Source organism: Moraxella sp. CTOTU47616 (assembly GCF_032017465.1).
Classification (GTDB): domain Bacteria; phylum Pseudomonadota; class Gammaproteobacteria; order Pseudomonadales; family Moraxellaceae; genus Faucicola; species Faucicola tetraodonis.
Genome location: NZ_DALZPU010000005.1, coordinates 105,350 through 116,798 on the forward strand (window position 1 = coordinate 105,350; position 11,449 = coordinate 116,798).

9 protein-coding genes are annotated in these 11,449 nt (G+C 45.0%); 3 read left to right on the forward strand and 6 right to left on the reverse strand.

Going from position 1 to position 11,449, the window contains the following annotated elements; translation table 11 throughout:
* Positions 1-3 precede the first annotated feature (3 nt).
* The 3 genes from RTS10_RS07425 to RTS10_RS07435 all read right to left on the reverse strand — a co-directional run bounded on the left by RTS10_RS07425 (position 4) and on the right by RTS10_RS07435 (position 2,837).
* Entirely contained in the window at positions 4-618 is a 615-nt protein-coding gene (locus RTS10_RS07425) for an O-methyltransferase (RefSeq protein WP_312539812.1), read from the reverse strand.
* 10 nt (positions 619-628) lie between these two features.
* On the reverse strand, positions 629-1,720 hold the full coding sequence (gene trpS / locus RTS10_RS07430; protein ID WP_312539813.1) for a tryptophan--tRNA ligase: 1,092 nt from the start codon (positions 1,718-1,720) through the stop codon (positions 629-631).
* Between the two features lie 127 nt (positions 1,721-1,847).
* Entirely contained in the window at positions 1,848-2,837 is a 990-nt protein-coding gene (locus RTS10_RS07435; protein WP_312539878.1) for an LpxL/LpxP family acyltransferase, read from the reverse strand.
* 540 nt (positions 2,838-3,377) lie between these two features.
* On the opposite strand from RTS10_RS07435, the gene RTS10_RS07440 reads away from it, so the two are divergent.
* From RTS10_RS07440 to RTS10_RS07450, 3 genes are all read left to right on the forward strand, one after another.
* On the forward strand, positions 3,378-5,468 hold the full coding sequence (locus tag RTS10_RS07440) for a carbon starvation CstA family protein (protein WP_409455598.1): 2,091 nt from the start codon (positions 3,378-3,380) through the stop codon (positions 5,466-5,468).
* A gap of 86 nt (positions 5,469-5,554) precedes the next feature.
* Positions 5,555-5,839, forward strand: a complete 285-nt coding sequence (locus RTS10_RS07445) for a YbdD/YjiX family protein (RefSeq protein ID WP_007115971.1) — start codon at positions 5,555-5,557, stop codon at positions 5,837-5,839.
* Positions 5,840-6,078: 239 nt separating this feature from the next.
* Positions 6,079-7,281 (forward strand): ammonium transporter, encoded by a 1,203-nt coding sequence (locus RTS10_RS07450; RefSeq protein WP_312539818.1) that lies wholly within the window; start codon positions 6,079-6,081, stop codon positions 7,279-7,281.
* A gap of 114 nt (positions 7,282-7,395) precedes the next feature.
* On the opposite strand, the gene RTS10_RS07455 is transcribed toward RTS10_RS07450, so the two are convergent.
* The 3 genes from RTS10_RS07455 to RTS10_RS07465 form a co-directional block, all read right to left on the reverse strand.
* Positions 7,396-9,255: a monovalent cation:proton antiporter-2 (CPA2) family protein gene (locus RTS10_RS07455; RefSeq protein ID WP_312539820.1), complete on the reverse strand. Its 1,860-nt coding sequence runs from the start codon at positions 9,253-9,255 to the stop codon at positions 7,396-7,398.
* 17 nt (positions 9,256-9,272) lie between these two features.
* On the reverse strand, positions 9,273-10,028 hold the full coding sequence (locus RTS10_RS07460; RefSeq protein ID WP_312539822.1) for a hypothetical protein: 756 nt from the start codon (positions 10,026-10,028) through the stop codon (positions 9,273-9,275).
* Between the two features lie 292 nt (positions 10,029-10,320).
* A partial coding sequence (locus tag RTS10_RS07465; RefSeq protein WP_312539824.1) for a cation diffusion facilitator family transporter occupies positions 10,321-11,449 on the reverse strand: 1,129 nt, incomplete at its 5' end.

Genomic DNA, 11,449 nt, shown 5'->3' on the forward strand with positions numbered 1-11,449 from the left:
TTATTAATCCTTTGATTGTTTAACTGCTAAAAACAATCCTGCCCCAATTGATAGGGTAGCGCACAGATAGTTGTTGTCCTGTTCAAAGGCTGACAAAAACGCTGCTACTTCATCGGCATGAGAAATGACATTATCGACAATCAACATATCGCCAAAGGTCAGTAACCGCTTAAAGTCAGCCACATAGTCAACATAAAACCTACGCTCTGCGTCCAAGAAAATCACATCAAAATGGGCGGTTGACTGACGTAAAAAATCCTTCGCATCGACTTGTTGTAGCGTGATATTGTGGTCAAACTGCAAGGTACGCAGGTGATTGCGAGCAGTTAGTAATCGCCACTCGTCGATATCAATCGAGGTCAATGTGGCACTATCCGCGGTATTGGCGCGATTGATTTGGGCTAACGCATAGCCTAGCCATAGCGTAGAATAGCCTGTTGATGTGCCGATTTCTAATATATTTTTAGCCCGCTTACTGATAACCAGACTGGCAAGAAACTCGGCTGAATCAGGCTCAAGGTGGCGATGTCGGTTAAGACGGTTGGGCTGCGCATCGTCAAAGGCTTTATCGGTTTGATAAAGCCTATCGGTGTAGGCTTTAAAGTGGGCAAATGACATGAGTGACTCGTTATTTTTTGAGTTTGGCAAGGGGTTTGATACCAATGGCTTTTCGTACTTTTTCAAGGCGTTTTCGCGCATCACGGCGGGCTTTTTCTGCGCCCATTTGTAGGATTTCTTCCAATTCTTTTGGATTCGCCATCAATTCATTGTAACGAGCACGGAAAGGGGCAATTTCGCTGTTAATTTTTTCAAATAACACTTCTTTGGCATCGCCCCAACCGATACCTTGCTCAAAACGTTGACGCAGTAGTTGTTGTTCTTCTGGGCTAGCGAATGCACGATAAATCTCAAAAATCGTGGATTCATCGGGGTTTTTGGGTTCTTCTGGCAGCTGTGAATTAGTAACAATACGCATGATGGCTTTTCGCAGCGCTTTTTCACCGTCTACTTGCGACTGATTTGATGAAGGGTTGCCAAATAACGGAATGGTATTGCCATAGCTTTTTGACATTTTACGACCATCAAGCCCCGTCAGTAGCGGCGTGTCATCATCTACCATGGCTTCGGGCAATACAAAAATCGGTTTTTCCGGGTCACAATAGCGAAAATTAAAGGTACCTGCGATATCACGTGCCATCTCGATATGCTGGATTTGGTCTTTCCCCACAGGCACATGGGTGGCATTGAACATCAAAATATCCGCGGCCATTAGCACAGGATAACTAAATAACCCCATCGAAATGCCATAATCAGGGTCAGTGTCTGGCGTTTCACAGTTAGCATCTACGGCGGCTTTGTAGGCGTGCGCACGGTTCATCAAACCTTTAGCACAGTTACAGTTGAGTACCCAAGTTAGCTCTGGAATTTCGATAATATCCGACTGGCGGTAAAACACCACGCGCTCAGGGTCGAGACCACAGGCAAGCCACGTCGCGGCAATTGCCTTGGTCGATGCATGAATCGCCTCAGGGTCATGGCATTTGATGAGTGCGTGCAAATCCGCCAAGAAAAAATAAGCGTCGCTTTCTCCCGTACTGGCGCCTTGTATCGCCGATTGTATCGCTGGACGAATAGCACCGACGTAGTTGCCAAGATGGGGAATACCACTGGTGGTAATACCGGTTAAAATGCGGCGCGGCGCGGCTATTTTATCATTCATATTCAAAATTCCAAACAAAAGCAAAAAAAGTACAAAATAGGCAAAAAAATTGTCCGTTAGTATAGCGGGTTTTGACTACAAATTCATGCTAAAAATTGGCTGAGCCCCATGAGCCAAATGAGCAAAATTAGCGGTAATAGCGGATACCAGTAGGCTGAGTTTTATAGCGCCGATGAAACCACATGTATTGGGTCGGGTCGATACGGATATAATTTTCTAATAGCTGATTGATGCGATTGGCATCCGCTAATTCATCTTCGGTTGGGTAGTTCTCAATGATAGGCGAGAAGATGATGTGATAATGCGGTTTGCGACCCTTTGGCATCTCATCCGGGGTTTCCCGATAGAAATGCAATATCATCACGGCAGGCGGATTGGCTTTATTGCCCAGTTTTGCCATGCGACGTGGTGCAGTCAAAGTGGCAGCGGGTACCCCAAAAAAGTCTGCCATCACGCCTTGTTTAAGCCCAAAATCTTGGTCGGGGGTGATCCATACCACATGATTATCTTTGAGATTTTTGGCAAAATGGCGCATATTGCGATGACTGATTTGGTCGCTATAAACTTTTGAGCGAGCATTAAAAATGAACCAATCAAGCAGCGCATTGTTTTGCGGTCGATACACCACATCCAGCGGGGTGAACATGGTGGTCAGCCGTCCACCCAAATCGAGCAAAGTCGAATGGATACCGAGTAAAATCACCGCTTTACCTTGCGATTGGGCGTTTTTGACATGCTGCAGCCCTGATACAGTGACACAGCGGGTAAATACATCCGGTCGATACCACGCACACAGGCTTTCAAACACACCCACACCGGCATTGATAAAAATCTTCTCTGCCATCTCTAAACGCTGATCTTCGCTGAGCTCTGGAAACGCCAATGACAGATTGGTCAAAGTATCGGCTCGGCGGCTTTTAATTAGTCCAAATAACAATTTTCCCAAAAAATGACCGATTTTAAATTGATAGCGCAACGGCAAATAAATCAATGGCAAAATCAGCGCGACCCCAAGCCAAATCCCCCAATATTGCGGCAATAAAAACTGCCACTGAAAAGGCTTGCGCGCTGTACGGGTCGCTGATTGCAGTTTTTGCAACTCGCTCACCTTTGGCATGCCTTCAAGTGTTACAGTTGACTGATGCAGCAGATTGGCATCGGCATTACTGCCACTATCCTTACTGGCAGTATCAACCGAGGTCATTTTGGCTGTTGGGTCAAACATTTGAGGCTTATGATTTTGGGTTGGTTTCATAGGTTATGTTTCATTAAAAAAAGCATAAGAAAATACATAAAAAATGCAAAAATAAATGCTGTAGCAGCGACTTGGTCGATTAAGTTTGTAAAACTGGTCAAAAAATATAGGCTAAAATATACAGGCTTTTAAGCCGATTGGGTCATTATACCAAACAACGACGCAGGCTAAAGCCAGTAAATTTAGTATATATTGGGTAACAGTCATACATTGAATGACGAATAACCATTAATCCATGTTACAATTTGCAAAATATTACAAAAAACTAGCAATGATTATTTAACGTAATTACATGTTGATTTAGTTCCATTTAACACAATTGCTTTTTAACATACTTGCGTTTATCTCTATCCTAGGATGATCTTCATATAAAAAGGAGTTGACATGCAGACAAATTCCGCAATGACAAGTAACTCCCCCATGCTATCAAAGATAGTGTGGTTACTTGTTGCAATTATTGGCGCAGTGGCATTAGGGACAATCGCCCTGCACCGCGGCGAAAGTATCAATGCGGTGTGGCTCGTTGCCGCTGCCGTGTGTTCGTATAGCATTGCTTATCGCTACTATAGCTTATTTATCGCCAAAAAAGTCTTTGAACTCAATCCCCGCCGCGTGACACCCGCTCATCGCCTAAAAGATGGCTTAGATTATGTGCCTACCAATAAATACGTCTTATTTGGTCACCACTTTGCTGCGATTGCTGGGGCAGGTCCTTTAGTCGGTCCTATCTTAGCGGCACAAATGGGTTATTTGCCAGGTACGCTATGGCTCATCATTGGTGTGGTATTTGCAGGTGCGGTACAAGATTTTACTGTACTATTTATCTCGACCCGCCGTGATGGCAAGTCACTGGGTGAAATGGCAAAAGACGAGCTGGGTACTTTTACGGGTATTACGGTGATGCTCGGTGCGCTAGGCGTGATGGTCATTATTCTTGCCGTACTGGCACTGGTGGTCGTTAAGGCGCTAGCGCACAGTCCTTGGGGACTATTTACCATCGCGGCAACGATTCCTATCGCGCTACTGATGGGCATCTACATGCGTTATTTACGCCCAGGTAAAATCATGGAAGTGTCTATCATCGGCTTTGTGTTGATGATGGCGGCGATTGTATTTGGTGGCGATATTGCCAAAGACCCTGCGATGGCTGAACTGTTTACCTTGACAGGTACCCAGCTGACTTGGGCATTGATGATTTATGGTGTGGTAGCATCGGTATTGCCTGTGTGGTTGCTGCTTGCGCCGCGTGATTATTTATCAACTTTTTTAAAAATAGGGGTGATTGCGGGTTTGGCACTGGCGATTGTCTTTACCATGCCAGAGTTAAAAATGCCTGCGGTTACCAAATTCATCGATGGTACGGGCCCCGTATTTAAAGGCGGGTTATTTCCGTTCTTGTTTATTACCATTGCTTGTGGGGCTATCTCTGGTTTTCACGCCTTGGTATCGAGTGGTACGACCCCAAAACTTGTGGACAATGAAGTAGATACTCGCGCCATTGGTTACGGTGGTATGCTCATGGAGTCGATGGTTGGTATCATGGCAATGATCTGTGCCACCATTCTTGACCCTGGTATGTACTTTGCGATTAATGCGCCAGCTGCGCTTTTAGGTACAACCCCAGAGACAGCGGCAGCCGCTATCCAAAAATTGGGGTTTGTAATTACCCCCGATGCGCTTACGACGCTAGCGCAGCAAGTGGGTGAGAGCTCAATTATCTCACGAACGGGCGGTGCACCGACCTTTGCAATTGGAATGGCGCATATCCTATCGTCTATCTTTGGTAGTACCGCGATGATGGGGTTTTGGTATCATTTTGCGATTTTATTTGAAGCCTTGTTTATTTTGACTGCCGTAGATGCAGGGACGCGTGCTTGTCGTTTTATGGTACAAGATACCATCGGCATCGTGGTGCCGTCGGTGCGTAATTCAACCAATCTCGGCGTGCATTTGCTTGCGACTTTAATTGCAGTAGCCGCTTGGGGCTTCTTTGTCTACCAAGGCGTCATTGATCCGCTTGGCGGCATTAACTCATTGTGGCCGCTATTTGGCATCGGTAACCAAATCTTGGCAGCCATGGCATTAACCCTAGGTACCGCAGTTTTATTTAAAATGAAAAAACAAAAGTACGCTTGGGTCACTGTGGCACCCACGGTTTTCTTATTGATTACCTGTCTGACGGCAGGTTGGCAAAAAATCTTCCATGAAAACCCAGCGATTGGTTTCTTAGCGCAAGCGCACAAATACAGCGCCGCGATTGCCAAAGGTGAAGTGTTAAAACCTGCCAAAACCTTGGATGAGATGCAAACCATCGTATTCTCAAACTATGTGGATGCCGTGCTTTGTGGCTTCTTTATGATTGTGATGATTGTAATGATTTTCGGTACGATTCGCGCATTAACAAAAGCCTTGGCAAGTGATAAACCTACTGTGGTTGAAGGTGAGGCGATTTATGAAGATCCAAAACCCTTGAATATTTCTGCACCGCATTAGTGAAAAATTGACAGTGATTGCACTTATATTTGTGCAATTGCTCGATTTTCACCAAAACCATGCTGGGCAGATAGGAGGAGAGTCACATGAGTAATAATGCGTTAATCGCCAACTTGATTAAAATGACCTTGAAGGCGCAAAAGGAGGTGATTTTTAGCCCAAAAAATATGACCCGCCTAATCACGTTGGTCAAACGGATGCAACAAAGCTTTCGTTTGATGGTCGGGGTCCCTGATTATGCGACTTACGTCAGCCATATGCAGGAGCAGCATCCTGACCTAGAGCCGATGGATGAAAAGACCTTTTTTCGCTACTGCGTCGATGCGCGCTACCCGAGTAATGGCGGTGGCATGAAGCGATGCCCTTGCTAACGCTATAAATCGGTAAAAAACAGTCTAAAATTAGGCTGTTTTTTTTATCAAAAATTGAATTGTTAATTTTTGTAAATATTGGCAATGATTTTGCATACCATTGGCAGCTTGTCGATTGACCACGCGTCGTTGATGCCGCGATTAGGGACAAAAAAGGGATAGCGGTTAAAAAGATTTATTGCTTTAGCAAGCGTTTTTAATTTTGCCTAAGTGTTTGACCATGTGAGTGAGGTGTGTTAATGCAGCAGCCAGTTTTGCATTCAAGTTTAGATGTGTTGTTTTTATTGATTGGGTCAGTGATGATTCTAGCGATGCATGCAGGTTTTGCGTTTTTAGAATTAGGGACAGTCAGGGCAAAAAACCAAGTCAATGCACTCGGTAAGATTTTGGGCGATTTTTGTATTTCCACCATTGCCTATTACTTTATTGGCTATCCACTTGCGTATGGTATCAATTTTTTTCATAGTACTGATGTTTTGTTGCTCGGCAATGGCTATGAGCTGATGAAGTTTTTCTTCTTACTGACTTTTGCCGCCGCAATTCCCGCTATCGTATCAGGTGGGGTAGCAGAACGTGCCAAAATATTGCCGCTTTTTTTGGCGACCTTTATCATCGTGTCTTTCTTTTATCCTGTGATGGAAGGGGTGGTATGGAATGGCAATTATGGGTTGCAAGGTTTTTTTGCGTCGCTATTTGGGGTGCAATTTCATGATTTTGCAGGTTCTATCGTGGTGCATGCGTTTGGTGGTTGGATAGCCTTGGGCGCGGTGTTGTTGCTTGGTGTCAGACGTAACCGCTATAAACACGGCTATGCCAGTACCCATCCACCGTCATCTATTCCGTTTTTGGCATTGGGTTCATGGATTTTGATTGTCGGTTGGTTTGGCTTTAATGTCATGTCGGCACAAAAAATCGGCAATATCTCAGGACTAGTAGCTGTCAATTCGCTGATGGCGATGGTGGGCGGTACTTTGGTGTCGATGATAGTGGGCAAAAACGACCCAGGTTTTATGCATAACGGTCCGTTGGCAGGTCTGGTGGCAGTGTGTGCAGGCTCGGATATCATGCACCCTTTAGGCGCCTTGGTGGTCGGTGGTATCGCGGGCGGGTTGTTTGTATGGTTATTTACCTTTACCCAAAATCGTTTAAAAATTGATGACGTACTTGGCGTATGGCCGCTGCATGGGGTGTGCGGATTGTGGGGTGGGATTGCCGTGGGTATCTTTGGGCAACATTGGCTTGGTGGTCATGGTGGCGTGAGTTTTTGGGCGCAGCTGCTCGGCAGTGTGATGGGCGTCCTTTTTGCGACAGCGACAGGATTTTTGGTGTATGGGATTATCAAGCAGTTCATGGGACTACGTTTAGGCGATGAAGAAGAGTTTAATGGCGCGGATTTGTCGATTCATAAAATATCCTCTACCTTTGATCGTGATATGTTTTAGTGATTTGATTTTTGGCCATTTAGGTTCTAGCTATTTAGATTTTAGTTATTTGGTTGAAAAAAGGCAATCGTGAACGTGATTGCCCTTTTTTATTGTTTAATGATTCGTATGTGGCTAATGGGGCTTGGGTTCATCAGCCAATTTTTCAAACCGCTCTTTTTCTTTATGGAGTTCATTTTTCGCGGTGGTCATATCGCTATCGAATAAGCTTTCGAGTTCTTGAATCGCCGATTGTGCTGAGGCAATCATCTCTGCTTCATCTTCATAGATGGCGCGCTGCCGTTCAATCAATGCGTCATCATAATCGCGGAACATTTGCACGGTTTTTCGTGCGGTTTTTGGCTCCATGCCCAATACTTCCAAGGTTTCGCGTGACATATCCAGCGAAGATAGGTAGGTTTCTCGCCAAATATACTTAACCCCCGCATCGCGCAAACGATAATAATGCTCACGGTTTTTGGCACGTGCCAAGATGGTCAAATGCGGATAATTGCGTACCACATAATCGGCCACCGTTGCAGACAGCTCGATATCGCCAATGGCAATAATAAAAACTTTGGCTCGTTGAAGCCCTGCTGCGCGTAGGATTTCAGGATTTTGGGGATTGCCATAGTATACTTGGTTACCAAATTTGCGGACGAAATCGACTTGGTTGGCAGATTTTTCAATCGCGGTAAATTCAATATTGTGCATGCGTAGCACACGGCCGATGATTTGCCCGACACGTCCAAATCCTGCAATCACCACTGCGTGCTCATGGTTGGGTATTTTGTCGTATTCTTTACTGGGCTTAGCTTTGGCAAATATCGGATTGCCAATTTTTTCCAGTAATAAAAATGCCAGTGGTGTCATTGCCATTGAAACAGTTACCACAAGGTTTAAGATATTTTGTTGTTCACGGGTTAACAGATGCTGGGCGGTCGCCACGCTAAACAGTACAAACGCAAATTCCCCGCCTTGCGCTAGCGTCACCCCAAGACGGATACTGCTTTCGTTTTTGTTGCCCATGAGCCGCGCAATGATTGTCAGCACCACAAACTTAATGAGCATCAGCAATACTGCCAAACCAATGATGAGAAAGGGCTTGGCGACAATTAATTTGACGTTGGTAAGCATGCCAACTGACATAAAAAACAGCCCAAGCAGCAACCCCTTAAATGGCTCAATACTTGCCTCTAACTCGTGGCGGTATTCGGAGTCAGCCAGTAGCACCCCGGTTAAAAATGCCCCAAGTGCCATTGACAAGCCTATATAATTCATCAATAGCGACACACCCAGTACGATAAACAACGCCGTGGCGGTGAGCAGCTCGGTGGCGTTACTAGAGGCCACGAACTTAAAGAAAGGACGTACCACAAACCGACTGACAAATATCATGCCAGCAAAAATACTGATGACTTTGGCAAAATAAATCCAATCGTAATTTTGCTCTTGCGCGCCCGACAAAAATGGCAATGCGGCAAGTAAAGGAATAACCGCGATATCTTGAAACAATAAAATAGTAAAGGCTTGTTGACCATGCGTGGTGGCAAGCTGCTTTTTTTCACCCAATAACTGCAACACAAACGCCGTTGATGACAGCGCCAAGCCAAAACCGATGACAAAACTATGTGATAGCCGAATATCTAAAAAATACCGCGATAGCAGCATCAGCACTACGCCCGTGACAATCACCTGCAGCCCGCCTAACACAAAAATCTGTTGCCTAAGTGCCCAAAGCCGAGAGGGCTGTAGCTCTAAACCAATAATAAATAATAGCAGCACGACCCCAAATTCAGAAAAATGCAGCAAGTCATCGGGGTTACCCGCAACTTTCAAAAAACTTGGACCCAGCAATAAGCCGGTAAACAAATAACCCAATACCGTGGCGATACCAAAACGCTTTGCAAGCGGTATCAAAATCACTGCCGCACCCAAAAAGATAGTTGCGTCAAGCATCATAGAACTATCAGCACTGGCGGCAAGCACAAACATACAAAACCTCAATATTTTTAATTTTTGACAAAAATTTTCCAAATCCCGTTATCGGCAATCGCATTTTTATAGGCGTCATTGCGTTTCTTACGGGGAGTTTGCCGACTGTCCACCACTTTAAAGTCTGCTAACGTTTGAATCACCAAACCTGTGCGATAAAAACGAATCCGTTCAGGCTCTAGTAATTCACCTTTGGGATTGCGACAAAACACATAAGCACGTAAATCAATAAATTCACGATGCGCCACCAGCCGCACGTCTTCGCCTTTGGCTAAGGCATTTTCCATCGCCATCAACTGGGCATCCTCATACGGACCGCATTTTTCAACCAGTGCACCCACCGAGCCAAAATTTTTGGACTCTTTGGCTTTGGTACGGGTCAAATGTAGTTTTTGCACATGATAAATAAACTGCGGTATCTCAAGGCTTGCGGGTAATGGCAGATAATCAGGCGGCAATCCTGCCGAAGGATAAAACGCTTTGGCGCGATCAATCAAAGCTTGCCAGGTTTGCTCATAGCTTTGCACCTCTGCCAAATTGCCTGCATAAATAGGCAAATCTTGAATTTGGGTCAGATAGGGCGGCGGAAAAAAATTATCCCGAAACTGGGTAATATCAGCTTGCAAGGTGGACAGCAATAACTTGACCTGTTTTTTATGCGACTTTTCATCAACCAGTAATGCTGAGGGATTGCCATTATCTGAATTGTCTGAGCCATCAGATTGGGTGAGATGCAAGTTGGGTGCCACAAAAGGTGCAGAACGGTGTGTCATACGCGTTTACCTCCAGTAAGCTAATGATTGTTATATAGATTTAATAGAAACCTAATATAGATATTACATACAGATGTTTAATTGTTTGGCAAACGTTTAGCAAGCGTTTAGCAAATAAGGCTTGCCACAGCAGCGTGCTGATTCATCCTAACATATTTAGCCTAAGTAATGCGCACTATTACGCAGTTAATCATAAGAAAAATTAAGCAAGCAAACAGCAAACCCCACAAAACAAAAACTAAAAACGCTGAACGGCAACATCGACTTTTTGCACTTCGAGTCAAAAAGTCGGTTAGTGCGCGTGCGCATGGACAGGGGGTGTGCTGGTAATGTCACAATTAAACTGCGCGGAGTGCGCATGCAAATCACTCTCAAATTGAATGGTACTGTGCCCAATGCCTAAATGCTGTAACTCATGCTGTAAGTCTGATAATAGCGCATCAGTTTGCTGTAGGGTAAGCGAGCTTGGAACGATGATATGACAAGATAAACTATGTAAGCCGCTGGTAATCGTCCAGACATGTAAATCATGAACCGATAACACGTTTGGGTGGGCAGAGAGGGTGTCTATAATAACGCTTTGGTCAATATCATTGGGCGCGCCTTCCATCAAGATATGGGCGGCGTTTTTGACGACAGCATAGCCACTACGAACAATCAGTAGCGCCACCAAAATACTCACTGCCGCATCTGCCCACACCCAGCCAAACAGCATAATCACAATAGCAGCAATAATCGCAGCCACCGAGCCTAGCAAGTCACTTAATACATGTAAATAAGCGCTTTTCATATTGAGATTATCAGTATCACCACCGTGCATCAGTTTGACCACCACCAAATTGACGATAAGTCCAATAGTGCTGATAACTAGCATACCCGTGGTGGCGATTTGTGGCGGCTGCTGAAAACGCAGTACGGCTTCATAGATAATACCTGCACTGATAATCAGTAGCGTTACCCCATTGATGAGCGCAATCAAAATCTCAAAACGGCGATAACCAAAAGTTTTATGAGAGGTAGCGGATTTTTTACCGATGATAAACGCAAACAAAGTCATGGCAAGTGACACCGCATCACTAAACATATGACCTGCATCTGATAACAACGCCAAACTGCCGGTAATATAACCGCCGATGACTTCAACAATCATATAGCTTGCAATGATAGCAAACGCTATCGTGATGATACGCTGATTATCGGTATGGCTGTGACTGTGACTGTGACTGGGGCTGTGGTCAGCATCCTCATGGCGGTGATTGTTGCCATGACCATGCGCATTAGGGTGCACATCAGTAGGCTGCTTTGAATCTTGAAGCGGTTTTGGGGTCATTGTTATGTCCTTATGGTGATGATTGTTGCCATGACTATGCGCATTAGGGTGCACATCAGTAGGCTGCTTTGAATCTTGAAGCGGTTTTGGG

Bases quoted from the DNA above. Each gene is read 5' to 3' on its own strand.
- RTS10_RS07450 (WP_312539818.1), top strand. From the start codon at position 6,079: ATGCAGCAGCCAGTTTTGCATTCAAGTTTAGATGTGTTGTTTTTATTG.
- RTS10_RS07440 (WP_409455598.1), top strand. From the start codon at position 3,378: ATGACAAGTAACTCCCCCATGCTATCAAAGATAGTGTGGTTACTTGTT.
- RTS10_RS07455 (WP_312539820.1), bottom strand. From the start codon at position 9,255: ATGTTTGTGCTTGCCGCCAGTGCTGATAGTTCTATGATGCTTGACGCA.
- RTS10_RS07425 (WP_312539812.1), bottom strand. From the start codon at position 618: ATGTCATTTGCCCACTTTAAAGCCTACACCGATAGGCTTTATCAAACC.
- RTS10_RS07460 (WP_312539822.1), bottom strand. From the start codon at position 10,028: ATGACACACCGTTCTGCACCTTTTGTGGCACCCAACTTGCATCTCACC.
- RTS10_RS07435 (WP_312539878.1), bottom strand. From the start codon at position 2,837: ATGCCAAAGGTGAGCGAGTTGCAAAAACTGCAATCAGCGACCCGTACA.
- RTS10_RS07445 (WP_007115971.1), top strand. From the start codon at position 5,555: ATGAGTAATAATGCGTTAATCGCCAACTTGATTAAAATGACCTTGAAG.
- trpS (WP_312539813.1), bottom strand. From the start codon at position 1,720: ATGAATGATAAAATAGCCGCGCCGCGCCGCATTTTAACCGGTATTACC.